This is a genomic window from Streptomyces globosus, from assembly GCF_003325375.1.
Lineage (GTDB): Bacteria > Actinomycetota > Actinomycetes > Streptomycetales > Streptomycetaceae > Streptomyces > Streptomyces globosus_A.
In genome coordinates this window covers 6,000,544-6,015,358 of sequence record NZ_CP030862.1, presented here as the reverse complement: position 1 = coordinate 6,015,358, position 14,815 = coordinate 6,000,544, and the positions used below count along the sequence as shown (strand labels likewise).

Genomic DNA, 14,815 nt, shown 5'->3' with positions numbered 1-14,815 from the left:
GCATTGCACGTGCAACCCGAGGTTGGGGCTGTCGCCGCCGGTCGCTAGAGTGATCGGTAAGCCCTGTGGCACGCCCGCGCGAACGGCAACTCACAGGAGCGAACGGGGTTGGAGAAGCGGCGGCGACGCCGCCCTCCCACGGGGAACGGGTAAACGGGGAGGCCATCGTGGCAGAGGAGTCGGTGTTCAGCGTCTTTGGGCCCGAAATGGCGAAGAGCCAAGCGGCGGCCATCAGGGCGCAGGCCAAGGCCCTTGAGGTCGACTACGAGACGATCAGCGGTTACAAGAAGGTCGTCGACGACCTGCTGACGAAGCTCGGCAACTCGGAGGCATCCGACAAGAAGCTGGCCCACACGACCCTCCCCGAGGGCACTCTGGGCACGGGCTTCGCGGAGGCGGTGGACCTGTTCAGCGCGTACGAGAAGGTGCAGACCGAGCTGCGGAACCTCTCGAAGGGGCTTGCAGATCAGATCGAGGCAATGGGCATCGCGATCCAACTGTCCGGTAAGGGATACGTGAACGTTGATGAGGAGACAAAGGCGCGTATGCGGTCCATTGCCGCCAAGGCTCACGACGCTTACGTACCCGACCGGGACCCGCGTGTTAGGGAAGAGAAGCTGGCCGAGGAGCGGGCCAAGCATGGCGCGCCGAACAACGGCAGCACGGCTGGAGGCGACATCTGATGGCCACAAACTTTGAGGGCTTTACGCACCAGCAGTTGCTCGCGATGGTCAAGTCTTTGAACCCCGACATCGTGAAGACGCGCAGTACCCAACTTACCAATGCTGCCAAGACGATCGAGCAGATTGGTGAGGAGCTCAGGAAGTACAGGATCAAGGGTTGGGAAGGCGAGGCTGCCCAGAGCTTCGATGACTGGGCCGGCCGCGCCGGTAGCGCGACCTTGCGACTGAGCAAGTTCAGCGCAGTTGCTGGCGAATGGATGGGACACGCCGCTCAGACCATGATCGAGGTCCGGGACAACATCCCTGACTACCCGGCAGAGGCAGCCAAGAATCTCGAGGTGTCCAGAAAGTTTCGTAACGACCCGGACGCGCAGCAGTTGGGTCGGGAGGCGCATGCCAAGCTCACCGGTGAGCACCAGAAGGCCATTGATGCCCTGGCGAAACTGGCTGGTTCGTATGAACAGTCGAAGACGCAGATCGGGAAGGTTGAGATCCCGACCTTCCCGCCGCCTCCTGGGAACTTCGTTCCGTCCGGAGGCGTAGGCAGCGACTCCTACGTGCCCCGTGCGGGCGGTACGGGTGAGGGCTCGGGCTACAGCGGAGGTTCCTATACGCCGTCGGGGCCGCGAAGCGGGCCGACTGGCGACTTCGGCTTCACGCGTGGCAGCGGGCCGGACGCCACGCCTCCGCCGGTGACGGGTCCTGTCCCGATTGTTCCCGACCGTGACGTGAACGTGGACCTTGACAACGTCTCCGTACTGCCCGACAAGACGCTACCGCCGGTCACTGGCATGCCGCCGACTTCCGGTCCCGGCCCGGTCGCTCCCGGGCCCGTCGCGCCGATGCTGCCGGTGACACCCCTGCCGCCCGGCACTGGTCCGACGCTCGGCGGGGGCAGTTCGTTCAACAAGGTTCCGCCCGTGGCGGGCCCTCCGGGCGGCGGCAAGCTCGGCACGCCGCCCTTGATGCCTCGTGACACGGGCATCATCGGCGGCCGCCAGGTACCCAGCGTGACGGGGCCCACTCCGGGACTTCCCCGCGGGCTCGTGGTCGGCACGGAGGGAGCGCACCCCGGTGCCCGGGCCTCCACGGGCATGGGGATGCACCCCGGCATGGGTGGAGCACACCCGGGCGTTCCGGGCGGCAATACCGCCGGCCGCCGACTGGCCGTAGAGCAGGGCGGCGTGATTGGTGGTGCCCGCCAGCCCGGTGCGGTTCAGCCCGGCATGGTCGGCCGTGCGGCCCCGAGCGGGCAGCCGTTCACACACGGCGGCTCCGGCCTCGTGCGGAACACTCCTACGGGTGAGTCGGCCCGTGGGGCGATGGGGCACGCTGGTGCGGGTGTCCACGCGCCGGGCAGCCGGAGCGAGCGCCAGGGCGGCGGCCGCCCCGACTACTTGGCCGAGGACGAAGAGACCTGGCGGAGCAACGACCGTGTCGTTCCGCGAGTGATCGACTGACAGAACGGATGTTGCACGAGATGCTCATGCGCAAGGCGACCTCGGCCCTGGTGGGCCTCCTGCTGGCCGGGGTCGCCGCGACCCCTGCTCACGCGAAGACCATCCGTGAGCAGCAATGGCATCTCGACGCCATGAATGCCGACGACATCTGGAAGATCAGCACCGGCAAGGGCGTCACGGTCGCGGTCATTGACACCGGAGTGGACAAGATCCCCGAGCTAGAAGGTCAAGTCCTGCGGGGGAAGAACTTCACTTCGGCCTCCATTCCAGGTGACGAGCGCACAGACTACGACACTCACGGCACGAGCATGGCCGCAATTATCGCAGGCAGCGGCAAGGGGCCGAAGGGGGCTGGCAGTGCCTTCGGCCTCGCGCCGGGTGCCAAGATTTTGCCCCTCAGGGTTGATATCAATGGCAATGGGGCGTCGAAGGACACAACCCTGATCGACGCTATCCGCTTCGCCGCCGATTCGGAAGCGAAGGTCCTCAACATTTCCCTGGTTGGCTGGCCGGAAACCAAAGAGTTGACTGATGCCGTTCGCTACGCCCTTGGTAAAGGAAAGCTGATATTTGCCGGCGTGGGGAATGATGGAGCCGGCCACATCTATCACCCTGCCGGTACGCCTGGGGTGGTGGGAGTGGCGGCAGTCGGCCCTGACGGAGCCGCGACCAAGGAGTCGCAGCACAACGCGTCCGTGGACTTGTCTGCACCGGGCATCGACATCCTGACCGGGTGCAGTGGTGGGACAGGGCTCTGCAAGAGCCACGGCACGAGCGATGCGACTGCCCTCGCCTCTGCTTCAGCCGCGCTGCTGTGGTCGGCGCACCCCGAGTGGACCAACAACCAGGTCCTGCGGGTCCTGCTGAACACCGCAGGGAAGCCGACCGATGGTGTGCAGCGCAACGACTACATCGGTTACGGCATCGTGCGTCCCAAGGTGGCCCTGCCGACGCCGGGGGACCCAGGGCCCGCCGATGTGTTCCCGCTGCCTGATCTGGCCGCGGCCGAGGCGAAGAACTCGCCTGCGCCCTCGGCCGACGCCAAGGCCCCAGAGTCCCTCGCTCCGCAAGCCGAGGCGAAGGCCGACGGCGTCAGCGGCATGACGTGGATCGCGCTCGGGCTCGGTGCCTGTGTGCTGGTCGGCGGTGCGGTCACGGCGGTGATCGTCCGCCGTCGGAACGGCTGACCGGGGGCGCGTGTGGCGGTAGAGCGGCCCCCGGGGCCGGCGTGGATGCGCCTGGCCCCGGGGCTCCGGGAGAAGCCGTGACCGGATTCGAACCGGCGTATTCCGCTTTGCAGGCGGGTCCCTGAACCACTCGGGCACACGGCCGGGATGTGCTGACACCGACGACCGTACGGGCGGCTCCGTACGCCCCGGAAGGCCCCGGCCCGGGCCGCCATACGACTGTCACACGCCGTTCACGCTCCCCGCCCCCGCCCCCCGGCGTAGGACCTCCGGACGAGTCGGGATCCGTCGCCCGGACAGGGGCGAAACCCCGCTTCGCGGCTTACGCTGGGGCGATGAGCGCCCTCGAACCCGGCCTGTCGGAGCCGCAGTCCACCGCACCGGTCCCGCCCCCGCCCGAGGGCGGGATCCTCTCGTCGTCGTACCGGACGCTCAGCGTCGGCATGGTGTCCGTCATCTTCCTCATCGCCTTCGAGGCGACCGCCGTCGGCACCGCCATGCCGGTCGCCGCCCGCGATCTCGACGGGATCGGGCTCTACGCGTTCGCGTTCTCCGCCTACTTCACCACCAGCCTCTTCGGCATGGTCCTCGCCGGCCAGTGGTCCGACCGGCAGGGCCCGCTGCGCCCGCTCGGGCTCGGCATCGGGGCGTTCGCGGCCGGCCTGGTGCTGGCTGGGACGGCGGGCGCGATGTGGGTGTTCGTGCTGGGCCGGGCCGTGCAGGGCTTCGGCGGCGGGCTCGTCATCGTCGCCCTGTACGTGGTGGTGAGCCGGGCCTACGAGGAGCGGCTCCGGCCCGCGATCATGGCGGCGTTCGCGGCGAGCTGGGTCGTCCCGTCGATCGTGGGCCCGCTCGCCGCCGGGACGGTGACGGAGCACCTCGGCTGGCGGTGGGTGTTCCTCGGGATCCCCGTGCTGGTCGTCGTCCCTCTCGCCGTGGCGCTGCCGGCGATCCGGCGGAGCGCTTCGGGGCCCGTCGACCCGCAGGGACCGCCCGCGGCGTTCGACCGGCGGCGGATCCGGCTGGCGCTCGCCATCTCGGTCGGCGCGGGGCTGCTCCAGTACGCCGCCCAGGACCTGCGGTGGCTGTCGCTGCTGCCGGGTGCGGCGGGGGCGGCGCTGCTGGTGCCGGCCGTGCTGGGGCTGCTGCCGCGCGGCACGTACCGGGCGCGGCGCGGGCTGCCGTCGGTGGTGCTGCTGCGCGGGCTGGCGGCGGGTTCGTTCATCGCGGCGGAGAGCTTCGTTCCGCTGATGCTGGTCACACAGCGGGGGCTGAGCCCGACGCTGGCCGGGTTCTCGCTGGCGCTGGGCGGTCTGACCTGGGCGGGCGGGTCGTGGCTGCAGGCCCGCGGCTGGGCCGAGCCGTACCGGGAGCGGCTCATGGTGCTCGGCATGCTGCTGGTGGCGTCCGCTATCGCGGCGGCGCCGGCCGTGCTGGTGCCGTGGGTGCCGGTGTGGTCGCTGGCCCTGGCGTGGGGCGTCGGCTGCCTCGGGATGGGGCTGGTCCTCGGCTCGACGAGCGTGCTGCTGCTGAAGCTGTCGGCGCCGGAGGAGGCCGGGGCGAACTCGGCGGCCCTGCAGATCTCCGACGCCCTCGCGAACGTGGTGCTCCTGGCCGCCGGCGGTGCGGCGTTCGCCGCGCTGGGCGGCGGCTCGGTCGGCGCGGCCGTACACGCGGCCGGCGGGGCGGCGGCCGCGGGGGCCTCGCACCCCGCCGCGTTCGTGGTCGTCTTCCTGCCGATGGCGGCGGTCGCCCTGGTCGGCGCCTGGGTCGCCACCCGGCTGCACGAGCGGCCCGTGCCCGACGCGAAAACCGCCTGACCGGCGGGCCCGCCGTCGCTAGCCTCGGCCCATGGACGACGTGACCATCCGGCTCTCCGCTGCCGAATACGCGGACCTCGCGGACCTCGCCGACGCCACGGCCTCCACGCCCGAGGAGCACGCCCTCGCCGCCGTACGGGCGCATCTGCGCCGGGAGCGGCAGCAGGTCGGCGAGGCGGCGGCCCGGCTCGCCGAGCGGCACGCGCCCCTGCTGAAGCGGCTCGGCGAGTGAGCGCGCCCGGCACGGGCCAGGGCATGCGCGGCACCCGCCACCTCACCGTCGCGGAGGTGCTCGACGTGGCCCGGCACGCCTGCCTGGCCCACGGCCAGCCCGTCGTGCTGCGCAGCCCCCGGCTGCTGGAGTCGGCGGTGCACCGGCCGCGGGCCCGGATGTTCGGGACGCCGGCGTACGAGGACCCGTTCGAGCAGGCCGCGGCGCTGCTGCACGGCCTGGCGAAGAACCACCCGCTGGTCGACGGGAACAAGCGGACGGCCTGGCTCGCGGCGGCGGTCTTCCTCGCCGTGAACGGGATCGACCTCGCCGAAGCGGACCAGGACGCCGCGTACGAACTCGTCGTGGACACGGCGAGCGGGACGGCCGACGACGTGCCGCAGATCGCGGCCCGCCTGCGCCGGCTGTGCCCGAGCCCGCCGGCCTGACGGCCTGAGCCCGGGCGCCGCCCGAACGGCGAAGCGGTATCCCGCCGAGGCGGGGGCGGAGGTGTCCCTGGGCGGGATCGGAGACGGGCTGGGGGCTTCCCGGCTGCCCATTGTCGTTCCGGTGCGGGCCGGCTTGTAAAGGGCGCTCCCGCTGGTCGCGTCGCTGCGCGATGGCCCTTCGGGCCACCCTTGACAAGCCGGCCCGCACCGGAAAGACAAAGAGCTGCCGGGAAGCCCCCAGGAGGGGGAGCGGCCTGGAGGGACCTCCGCCACCCGCCCGCGTCACGCAGCCCTATCCCTGTCGCAGGGCGCCGCCGATCGCTACGTGGTCCCGGTTGTGTGGCGGCCGCCCGCCGTCCGAGCGCCAGGCCGCCACTGATCGCCACGTGCTTCCGCGGGGCCGGCGGCCGGCCGCTGTGCCGGGTGCGGTTGATCGCCGTATGGCCGTGTCGTGTGTGGTGGCCGGCCATCCACCGCTCGCCGTCGTCCAGTGCGCACGAAATGACGTGCGACGCATCGTTTCCCGCCTTCCCGCCTTCCCGCCTTCCCGCCTTCCTGCCTCCCTCCCGGCTTGCTTGCGGCAGCCGCAGTCGCCGTCGTGGGGTGCGCACGTAGCGATCGGTGGCGGCAGGGCCGACTCCGCCTTGGCATGGTGCTTCCGAGGGCCGAGGTGGGCAGTGGCGGCTGCTGGGAACGGCTCGCCATGGCTGGGCCGGAGTCCCGTCCCCCTCCCGTTCCCCCTGGGCTTCCCGACAGTCCTTGCTTTCCGGGGCGGGTCGGTCGGTCAAGGGTGGCCCGGAGGGCCATCGCGCAGCGACGCGACGACGAAGGAGGAGCGCCCTTGAGGGACCGGCCCGCCCCGGAAACGATCGGACTGCGCGGGACGCCCGCCCGCGCCTCCCCGTCCCCCCCGGCTACTCCGCCGCCATCCGGCGCAACACCGGTGCGCCTTTCACCCCGGCCCCTCCGGCCCCCGCCTTTTCGCCAACCCCGCAGGAGCCCCCCGCTCCCCCCGATGTGACGCTCGCCGCACCGCCCGAGGTCACGGCCCCGTCCCACCGGCGGGGGTTCGCCGGCCCCGGTAGGGTGGCCCGGTTGTCCTTCGAACGACCGCCGCCGAGAGCCCGAACCGGAGACCGTGACTACTACCGCCTCCCACCACCTCTCACCCGCCTTCCCCGGCCGTGCGCCGTGGGGTACCGCCAGCAAGCTGCGTGCCTGGCAGCAGGGCGCGCTGGACAAGTACATCCAGACCCAGCCGCGTGACTTCCTCGCCGTCGCCACCCCCGGCGCCGGCAAGACCACCTTCGCGCTCACCCTCGCCTCCTGGCTGCTCCACCACCACGTCGTGCAGCAGGTGACGGTGGTCGCGCCGACCGAGCACCTGAAGAAGCAGTGGGCGGAGGCCGCCGCCCGCATAGGCATCCGGCTGGACCCCGAGTACTCGGCGGGCCCGCTGAGCCGCGAGTACCACGGTGTCGCCGTCACCTACGCGGGTGTCGGCGTACGGCCGATGCTGCACCGCAACCGCTGCGAGCAGCGCAAGACCCTCGTGATCCTCGACGAGATCCACCACGCCGGCGACTCGAAGTCCTGGGGCGAGGCCTGCCTGGAGGCGTTCGACCCGGCGACGCGCCGCCTGGCCCTGACCGGGACGCCGTTCCGCTCGGACACCAACCCGATCCCGTTCGTCACGTACGAGGAGGGCAACGACGGCATCCGCCGCTCCGCCGCCGACTACACGTACGGCTACGGCAACGCGCTGGGCGACGGCGTCGTCCGGCCGGTCATCTTCCTCTCGTACAGCGGCAACATGCGCTGGCGCACCAAGGCCGGCGACGAGCTGGAGGCCCGCCTCGGCGAGCCGATGACGAAGGACGCGATCAGCCAGGCCTGGCGGACCGCGCTCGACCCGCGCGGCGACTGGATGCCGAACGTGCTGCGGGCCGCCGACCGGCGGCTGTCGGAGGTCCGCAAGAGCATCCCCGACGCGGGCGGCCTCGTCATCGCCTCCGACCAGGACTCGGCCCGCGCGTACGCCAAGCTGATCCGGGAGATCACCGGTACGAAGGCGACGCTCGTGCTGTCCGACGACGCCGGCGCCTCGAAGCACATCGACACCTTCAGCGGAAACGACGACCGGTGGATGGTCGCCGTCCGGATGGTGTCCGAAGGCGTCGACGTCCCCCGCCTCGCCGTGGGCGTGTACGCGACGACGATCTCGACGCCGCTGTTCTTCGCGCAGGCCGTCGGCCGCTTCGTGCGTTCGCGCAGGCGCGGCGAGACCGCCTCCGTGTTCCTTCCGACGATCCCCTACCTGCTCGGCTTCGCCAACGAGATGGAGGTCGAGCGCGACCACGTACTCGACCGGCCGAAGAAGGCGGGCGAGGACGCCGACCCGTACGCCGAGTCCGAGAAGGAGATGGCGGAGGCCAACCGGCAGGAGGACGAGGACACCGGCGAGGACGAGCAGATGTCCTTCGAGGCGCTGGAGTCCGACGCCGTCTTCGACCGGGTCCTGTACGACGGCGCCGAGTTCGGCATGCAGGCCCACCCGGGCAGCGAGGAGGAGCAGGACTACCTCGGCATCCCGGGGCTGCTGGAGCCGGAGCAGGTGCAGCTGCTGCTGCAGAAGCGGCAGTCGCGGCAGATCGCGCACAGCCGGCGCCGCCCGGACGCGGAGGCGGACCTGCTGGAGCTGCCGGCGGAGCGCCGGCCCGTCGTCTCGCACAAGGAGCTGCTGGAGCTGCGCCGGTCGCTGAACACGATGGTCGGCGCGTACGTCCACCAGAGCGGCAAGCCGCACGGGGTGATCCACACCGAGCTGCGCCGCGTGTGCGGCGGCCCGCCGAGCGCGGAGGCGACGGCCGGGCAGCTGAAGGAGCGGATCAAGAAGGTCCAGGAGTGGGCCACCCGGATGCGGTGACCCCCCCCCGCGGGGGCGGTGGTCCTCCCGCGCGGCGGGGCGGACCGGTGCAGAGCTTCGTACGGGGCTGCGCCGGTCCGCCCCGCCGCCGTTTCGACAGGCGGCCGGTTGTCGCCCAACTCGTGGGATGCGACGGGGGTTCCGGGGCGCATGGGGCGCATTCCCGGACCGGAAGCGGTCGTGAACCGACACAAAAGACCCGTTCGTGCCCGGATTCTGGACGAGGACTTCCGCTGAGCGGACCCGCTCGCTACTGTCCCCGCATCGAAACGCCCCGTGGCAGCGCCGCCGCGGGAGCGCAGCCGGTGCCATGGCCGCTACCGGCGGCCTCTCCGTGCGTCGCCGTGGGACCGGCGCCGCTCAACCGAAGAGAGTCACCGCCGCTCACCAACGAGGGAGGGGCGTCGTGACCGCGGAAACCTCACAGACTCTCGACCGGGGGCTCCGAGTCCTCAAGCTGCTCGCGGACACCGACCACGGTCTGACCGTCACCGAGCTCTCCAACCGCCTCGGTGTCAACCGCACCGTGGTCTACCGCCTGTTGGCGACGCTCGAACAGCACGCCCTGGTCCGCCGCGACCTCGGCGGCCGGGCCCGCGTCGGGCTCGGCGTGCTGAGGCTGGGCCGGCAGGTCCACCCGCTCGTACGGGAGGCCGCGCTGCCGGCGCTGCGGTCCCTCGCCGAGGACATCGGCGCCACGGCACACCTGACGCTCGTCGACGGGACGGAGGCGCTGGCCGTCGCCGTCGTGGAGCCCACCTGGACCGACTACCACGTGGCCTACCGGGCCGGCTTCCGGCATCCGCTGGACCGGGGGGCCGCCGGCCGGGCGATACTCGCGGCCCGCCAGGGCACCCTCATCGAGCCCGGGTACACGCTGACGCACGGCGAGCTGGAGGCGGGCGCGAGCGGCGCCGCCGCCCCGCTGACGGGCGTCACCGGACTGGAGGGCAGCGTCGGCGTGGTCATGCTCTCGGACGCCGTGCCCGAGCGGGTGGGCCCGCGGGTCGTGGACGCGGCCCGCGAGGTCGCCGACGCCCTGCGCTGACGGCCGGGGCGGGCGCAGGGAGCCCCGCCTGCGCCGGCCTCCGGCCATTGCCCCGCCCGGCCGGCGGGGGCGGGCCCGGCGGGCCCGATAGATTGGCCGGGTGCTCTCCGTCCTCTCACGCCTCTCGCGTCCCGCCGCCCTGGCCGTCTGCGCCGTGCCCGTGCTCGGCCTGTTCGCCGTGGCGGCCCTGGCACCGCTGCCGTTCGTGATCGCCCAGCCCGGGCTCACGGCCGACGTGCTGGGCGACCGCGACGGAAAGCCCGTGATCACCGTCAGCGGCGCTCCGACCCGGCCGACCAGGGGCGAGCTGCGCATGACCACGATCCAGGCGACCGGGCCGTCGGCGGTGGTCCGCCTGCCGCAGCTCCTGGACGACTGGTTCGACGGCAGCCGGTCGGTGCTGCCGAAGGAGGCCGTCTACCCCTCCGGCGGCAGCGACGAGGAGATCGAGGCGCACAACCTGAAGCAGATGACCGCCTCGCAGACGAACGCGACCTCGGCGGCCCTCGGCTACCTGCGCCTCGACCCGAAGGACGTCAAGGTCGACCTCAACCTGGCGGACGTCGGCGGCCCGTCCGCCGGCCTGCTCTTCTCCCTCGGCATCATCGACAAGCTCGACGGCGACGGCAGCGGCGGCGACCTGACGGGCGGCCGCAGCGTCGCCGGGACGGGCACGATCAGTGCGGACGGCCGGGTCGGCCCGGTCGGCGGGGTGGCCCTCAAGACGCAGGCGGCCCGCCGGGACGGCGCGAGCGTCTTCCTCGTACCGCAGGCGGAGTGCGCGGACGCGAAGGCCGAGGCGCCGGAGGGGCTGCGGCTCGTCCCCGTCAGCTCCCTGAAGGGCGCGGTGGAGTCGCTGCGCTCGCTGAACCGGGGCGAGGAGCCCCCGTCCTGCTGACGGCGCCGGCCGACTCGTCCTCCCCGCCCGGCGGCAGGGTGCGCTCCATGGACCGCCAGGACGGGAAGGCCAGCGGGGAGAGCGTGGCCAGCAGGTAGACCCCGCCGAACGCGAGCAGCGCGGTGGGCGCGCCGTACGCGGCGGCCAGCAGGCCCGCGGCGAGGCCGCCCATCGGCATCGCCAGCTCGCAGCCGGCGGTGCCGACGCCGGCGACCCGGCTGCGCAGCTCCTCGGGGACCTTCTCGTACATCACGGTCGTCAGCACCGGGTTGAGCATGCCGGCGCCGAGTCCGGCGAGCGCCATCGTCACGGCGAGCGGCAGCGCGGTGTCGGTGAGGGCGGCGACGGCGTAGCGGGGCGCGCCGCAGAGGAGGAACGCGGCGGCGAAGACGGTGCGGCGGGGGAACCGCTCGCCCCAGGCCCCGTAGAGGAGGGCGCCGAGGAGCGCGGAACCGCCGAAGAGGGACATGAGCAGGCCGACGGCGGTGGCGCCGCCGAGGTCGTCGCGGCCGTCGACGGGCAGCAGGACGGAGGCCCAGCCCTGGTCGAGGCCGTTGGTCGCCATGACCATCACGGTGATGCCGAGCAGCAGCCGGGACCGGGTCAGGAAGGCCCAGCCCTCGGCGAGTTCGGCCCGGTAGCGGGCGAACGACGCCTCGCCCGAGCGGGGTTGGGGGTCCGCGGCAGGGATGCCGCGGACCAGCGCGGCGACGAGCAGTGCGGAGGCGGCGTAGGTGGCGGCGTCCACCAGCAGGACGGCCTCCGCGCCGAGGGCCGCGATGAGGACGCCGGCCGCGGCGGCCCCGACCATGCGGGCACCGCGCGAGGCGGCGTCGTAGAGGCTCGCGGCGCGGATGACGGTGGTCCCGGCGTGCTCGGCGAGGTTGGGCAGGAGGACGCTGCGGGCGGTCAGGCCCGGGGTGTGCACGAGGCCGGTGACGGCCATCAGCGCGCACAGCATCCAGAACTCCAGCAGGTGTGCGTGGTGCAGCAGCGGGATCGCGGCGACGGCGAGCGCGCACACGAGGTCGGAGGCGGCGGAGATGCGGCGGCGGCCGATCCGGTCGATGACGGGACCGCCGGCGAGGGCGGCGACGACGACGGGCAGGGTGGCGCAGAAGGCGACGACGCCGGCCCGTCCGGCGCTGCCGGTGGTCTGCAGCACGAACCAGGGGACGCCGATCAGGGTCAGCGAACTCCCGGCGGTGGAGACGGTGTTGGCGGCGAGGACGGCCGCGAGGGGGCGCCTGCTCATCAGGCGGGCCGGGTGGGGAGGCGGGCGGCCTCGACGGGCTCCAGCAGTCGGGTGCCGGCCTGTACGAGGGCCTCGCCGAGGCGGGCGCGCAGGGCGGGTGCGAGGGGTGTGCGGGGGCGGGCCGCCCCGCGGGTGGGGTGTGCGGCGGCGGCCGCGGCGGCGAGTTCGGCGGTGCGGGCGGCGTGGGCGCGGGTGGCGAGGCCGGCGGCGATCTCGGTATGAACGAAGGTGTGCATGACAAATCTCCCTCTGTGGGGTGGGAAGGCGCGGGGGAGGGTGCGGCGGACCGCGGCGCGGCAGGGCGGGCAGTCGCGGCGCCGGGGCGGTGGCGGGATGCGGTCGGCGGCGCCGGTGCGGCGCCGCCGGGCGGGGCTATCCGGCCGAGCGGCGCGGGAGCATGTGCGTGTGGACGCGTACGGTCTCGGTGTCCGCGGATTGCGGTGCGTCCCGGTAGGACTCGACCAGGTCGTGCATCCGGGCCACGAGTTCGGCCGCCTGCTCGGGGGTGAGCCGGAGGGTGAAGTCGCTGATGTCCGAGCTGCGGCGCCACTGCGGGGACCAGGTGTGGGCGTTGCCCAGGAAGGTGCCGACCTCCTGCGTGTGGATCGTCGCGACCTCGTGCAGGAAGAGGTCGGCGGCGCCCCGGGTGGCGGGGTCCTCGTCGTAGAGGAGCTGCTCGTCGAAGACGGTGCCGTCGTGCGCCGCCTGCCACCAGCGCTCGCGCCCCCTGCCGCGGCCCGGGGCGTCCTCGACGAACCCGTGCGCGGCGAGCTGGCGCAGGTGGTAGCTGGTGGCGCCGCTGGACTCGCCGAGCCGCTCGGCCAGCCCGGAGGCGGTCGCCGGCCCGTCCTGGCGCAGGGCGCCCAGCAGGCGGATGCGCAGAGGGTGGGCGAGGCCGCGCAGGGAGCGGGCGTCGAGGGTGCGGTTCTGGAGCTGGGGGGCCTCGGGCTTCTCGGGCATGCCCCCACCCTAAGTATGCAAAGAAACCTGTGCAAGGATTTCTTTGCAACGCTTTCTTTGGAAACTTTGCCTCCGGATCAGCCCTCCTGCGCCGCCTGCTCCACCAGCGGGATCACGCGCAGCGGTACCGGGTTCTCCATCACGATCGCCGTCGACGCCCGCACGATCCCCTCGAAGCCCACCACCTTGTCGATCACCCGCTGGAGGTCGGCGTTCGAGCGGGCCACCAGCCGGCACAGCATGTCCCCGTGACCGGTCGTCGTGTGCAGCTCCAGCACCTCCGGCACCCCGCCCAGGTGCGCCCGTACGTCGGCACCCTGCCCCTGCTTGATCTCCAGCGTGGCGAACGCCGTCACCGGGTAGCCCAGCGCCGCCGGGTCGACCTGCGGGCCGAAGCCGCGGATCACCCCGCTCGACTGGAGCCGGTCCAGCCGCGCCTGCACCGTGCCCCGCGCCACGCCCAGCCGGCGCGAGGCCTCCAGTACGCCGATCCGCGGCTCGCGGGCCAGCAGCACGATGAGGCGGCCGTCGAGTCCGTCGATGCCCATGACCCGTCCCTGTCTGCTCGGTACTGCGCGGGAGTGGTCATCCTGCACAGATGTCTCAGCCATGCTGCGCCACAGCTGGGCAATGTGTACAGCAGATCAGGAAACTATTGCGCAGCTTGTGGATCGGCGGGACTCTGCGCTCATGACTGAGTCTTTGGTGAACCTGGAAACCACCCCGCACACCGCGCGAGAGGCGGACCCCTTCCCGGTGAAGGGCATGGACGCGGTCGTCTTCGCCGTCGGCAACGCCAAGCAGGCCGCGCACTACTACTCCACCGCGTTCGGCATGAAGGTCGTCGCCTACTCCGGACCGGAGAACGGCGTCCGCGAGACGGCGAGCTACGTCCTCACCAACGGCTCCGCGCGCTTCGTGCTGACCTCGGTCATCAAGGCGAGCACGGACCGCGGCCGCTTCATCGCCGAGCACGTCGCCGAGCACGGCGACGGCGTCATCGACCTGGCGATCGAGGTCCCCGACGTCCGCGCCGCCTACGCCTACGCCGTCGAGCAGGGCGCCCGCGGCCTCGACGAGCCGTACGAGGTCTCCGACGAGCACGGCACGGTCGTCCTCGCCGCCATCGCCACCTACGGCCAGACCCGCCACACCCTGGTCGAGCGCAAGGCCTACACCGGGCCGTACCTGCCCGGCTACGTCGCCGTCGACCCGATGGTCGAGCCGCCGGCCAAGCGCACCTTCCAGGCCATCGACCACTGCGTCGGCAACGTCGAACTCGGCCGCATGAACGAGTGGGTCGGCTTCTACAACAAGGTCATGGGCTTCACGAACATGAAGGAGTTCGTGGGCGACGACATCGCGACCGAGTACTCGGCCCTGATGTCGAAGGTCGTCGCGGACGGCACCCTCAAGGTGAAGTTCCCGATCAACGAGCCGGCGATCGCGAAGAAGAAGTCGCAGATCGACGAGTACCTGGAGTTCTACAACGGCCCGGGCGTCCAGCACATCGCCCTCGCCTCGAACGACATCGTGGCCACGGTCCGCTCGATGCGCGCCGCCGGCGTGCAGTTCCTCGACACCCCGGACTCGTACTACGACACCCTCGGCGAGTGGGTCGGCGACACCCGCGTCCCGATCGAGACCCTGCGCGAGCTGAAGATCCTCGCCGACCGCGACGAGGACGGCTACCTGCTGCAGATCTTCACCAAGCCGGTGCAGGACCGCCCGACCGTCTTCTTCGAGATCATCGAGCGGCACGGCTCGATGGGCTTCGGCAAGGGCAACTTCAAGGCCCTCTTCGAGGCGATCGAGCGCGAGCAGGCCAAGCGCGGCAACCTCTGACCGCACCGCACCGCACCGCACCGCGCCCGCACACCGGACGCGCTCCCGGCAGGCCCCGGCCTGCCGGGAGCGC

The 14,815-nt window shown here is 72.3% G+C and carries 14 protein-coding genes and 1 tRNA gene; 10 read left to right on the top strand and 5 right to left on the bottom strand.

The genetic code is table 11. The features are described 5' to 3' along the window. Positions 1 to 167: 167 nt before the first annotated feature. Genes C0216_RS26750 through mycP form a run of 3 tightly spaced genes read left to right on the top strand, consistent with a single transcriptional unit; the run spans position 168 to position 3,330 of the window. A complete protein-coding gene (locus C0216_RS26750) occupies positions 168 to 683 on the top strand; it encodes a hypothetical protein (RefSeq protein WP_246042706.1) in 516 nt (171 codons plus the stop codon). Further along, on the top strand, positions 683 to 2,143 hold the full coding sequence (locus C0216_RS33610) for a WXG100 family type VII secretion target (RefSeq protein ID WP_162793297.1): 1,461 nt from the start codon (positions 683 to 685) through the stop codon (positions 2,141 to 2,143). The genes C0216_RS26750 and C0216_RS33610 overlap by 1 nt, the downstream gene beginning before the upstream one ends. A gap of 20 nt (positions 2,144 to 2,163) precedes the next feature. Beyond that, positions 2,164 to 3,330 (top strand): type VII secretion-associated serine protease mycosin, encoded by a 1,167-nt coding sequence (mycP, locus tag C0216_RS26740; RefSeq protein ID WP_342777139.1) that lies wholly within the window; start codon positions 2,164 to 2,166, stop codon positions 3,328 to 3,330. A gap of 72 nt (positions 3,331 to 3,402) precedes the next feature. Here the strand turns inward: mycP and C0216_RS26735 are convergent. Beyond that, a tRNA-Cys gene (locus C0216_RS26735) sits at positions 3,403 to 3,474 on the bottom strand. A 191-nt stretch (positions 3,475 to 3,665) separates the two neighbouring features. Between C0216_RS26735 and C0216_RS26730 the strand changes: the two genes are divergently transcribed. The 6 genes from C0216_RS26730 to C0216_RS26705 all read left to right on the top strand — a co-directional run bounded on the left by C0216_RS26730 (position 3,666) and on the right by C0216_RS26705 (position 10,682). Next, complete coding sequence (locus C0216_RS26730) at positions 3,666 to 5,150, top strand: MFS transporter (RefSeq protein WP_114057726.1); 1,485 nt, start codon at positions 3,666 to 3,668, stop codon at positions 5,148 to 5,150. Positions 5,151 to 5,181: 31 nt separating this feature from the next. Next, positions 5,182 to 5,382 carry a hypothetical protein gene (locus C0216_RS26725; protein WP_114057725.1) on the top strand — a complete coding sequence of 67 codons (201 nt, stop codon included), beginning with the start codon at positions 5,182 to 5,184 and terminating at the stop codon, positions 5,380 to 5,382. 23 nt (positions 5,383 to 5,405) lie between these two features. Further along, on the top strand, positions 5,406 to 5,810 hold the full coding sequence (locus C0216_RS26720) for a type II toxin-antitoxin system death-on-curing family toxin (RefSeq protein ID WP_114058945.1): 405 nt from the start codon (positions 5,406 to 5,408) through the stop codon (positions 5,808 to 5,810). A 1,138-nt stretch (positions 5,811 to 6,948) separates the two neighbouring features. Then, positions 6,949 to 8,736: a DEAD/DEAH box helicase gene (locus C0216_RS26715; RefSeq protein ID WP_114057724.1), complete on the top strand. Its 1,788-nt coding sequence runs from the start codon at positions 6,949 to 6,951 to the stop codon at positions 8,734 to 8,736. A gap of 406 nt (positions 8,737 to 9,142) precedes the next feature. Then, positions 9,143 to 9,784, top strand: coding sequence for an IclR family transcriptional regulator (locus C0216_RS26710; RefSeq protein ID WP_114057723.1), 642 nt, complete (start codon positions 9,143 to 9,145; stop codon positions 9,782 to 9,784). 100 nt (positions 9,785 to 9,884) lie between these two features. Then, positions 9,885 to 10,682 carry a YlbL family protein gene (locus C0216_RS26705; RefSeq protein ID WP_246042705.1) on the top strand — a complete coding sequence of 266 codons (798 nt, stop codon included), beginning with the start codon at positions 9,885 to 9,887 and terminating at the stop codon, positions 10,680 to 10,682. Here C0216_RS26705 and C0216_RS26700 read toward each other — a convergent pair. The 4 genes from C0216_RS26700 to C0216_RS26685 all read right to left on the bottom strand — a co-directional run bounded on the left by C0216_RS26700 (position 10,612) and on the right by C0216_RS26685 (position 13,445). Next, positions 10,612 to 11,937, bottom strand: coding sequence for an MFS transporter (locus C0216_RS26700; RefSeq protein ID WP_114057722.1), 1,326 nt, complete (start codon positions 11,935 to 11,937; stop codon positions 10,612 to 10,614). The genes C0216_RS26705 and C0216_RS26700 overlap by 71 nt on opposite strands. Then, a complete protein-coding gene (locus C0216_RS26695; protein ID WP_114057721.1) occupies positions 11,937 to 12,173 on the bottom strand; it encodes a hypothetical protein in 237 nt (78 codons plus the stop codon). Before C0216_RS26695 ends, C0216_RS26700 begins: the two co-directional genes overlap by 1 nt. A gap of 136 nt (positions 12,174 to 12,309) precedes the next feature. Beyond that, on the bottom strand, positions 12,310 to 12,897 hold the full coding sequence (locus tag C0216_RS26690; protein WP_114057720.1) for an ArsR/SmtB family transcription factor: 588 nt from the start codon (positions 12,895 to 12,897) through the stop codon (positions 12,310 to 12,312). Between the two features lie 77 nt (positions 12,898 to 12,974). Beyond that, the gene (locus C0216_RS26685) at positions 12,975 to 13,445 is read right to left on the bottom strand and encodes an Lrp/AsnC family transcriptional regulator (protein WP_114057719.1); all 471 of its coding nucleotides are present in this window, start codon (positions 13,443 to 13,445) and stop codon (positions 12,975 to 12,977) included. A 142-nt stretch (positions 13,446 to 13,587) separates the two neighbouring features. On the opposite strand from C0216_RS26685, the gene hppD reads away from it, so the two are divergent. Next, on the top strand, positions 13,588 to 14,742 hold the full coding sequence (hppD, locus tag C0216_RS26680) for a 4-hydroxyphenylpyruvate dioxygenase (RefSeq protein ID WP_114057718.1): 1,155 nt from the start codon (positions 13,588 to 13,590) through the stop codon (positions 14,740 to 14,742). Positions 14,743 to 14,815: the final 73 nt, after the last annotated feature.

Coding starts and splice junctions, on each gene's coding strand:
- C0216_RS33610 (WP_162793297.1), top strand. CDS start 683: ATGGCCACAAACTTTGAGGGCTTTACGCACCAGCAGTTGCTCGCGATG.
- mycP (WP_342777139.1), top strand. CDS start 2,164: ATGCTCATGCGCAAGGCGACCTCGGCCCTGGTGGGCCTCCTGCTGGCC.
- C0216_RS26730 (WP_114057726.1), top strand. CDS start 3,666: ATGAGCGCCCTCGAACCCGGCCTGTCGGAGCCGCAGTCCACCGCACCG.
- C0216_RS26725 (WP_114057725.1), top strand. CDS start 5,182: ATGGACGACGTGACCATCCGGCTCTCCGCTGCCGAATACGCGGACCTC.
- C0216_RS26720 (WP_114058945.1), top strand. CDS start 5,406: ATGCGCGGCACCCGCCACCTCACCGTCGCGGAGGTGCTCGACGTGGCC.
- C0216_RS26700 (WP_114057722.1), bottom strand. CDS start 11,937: ATGAGCAGGCGCCCCCTCGCGGCCGTCCTCGCCGCCAACACCGTCTCC.
- C0216_RS26695 (WP_114057721.1), bottom strand. CDS start 12,173: ATGCACACCTTCGTTCATACCGAGATCGCCGCCGGCCTCGCCACCCGC.
- C0216_RS26690 (WP_114057720.1), bottom strand. CDS start 12,897: ATGCCCGAGAAGCCCGAGGCCCCCCAGCTCCAGAACCGCACCCTCGAC.
- C0216_RS26685 (WP_114057719.1), bottom strand. CDS start 13,445: ATGGGCATCGACGGACTCGACGGCCGCCTCATCGTGCTGCTGGCCCGC.
- hppD (WP_114057718.1), top strand. CDS start 13,588: ATGACTGAGTCTTTGGTGAACCTGGAAACCACCCCGCACACCGCGCGA.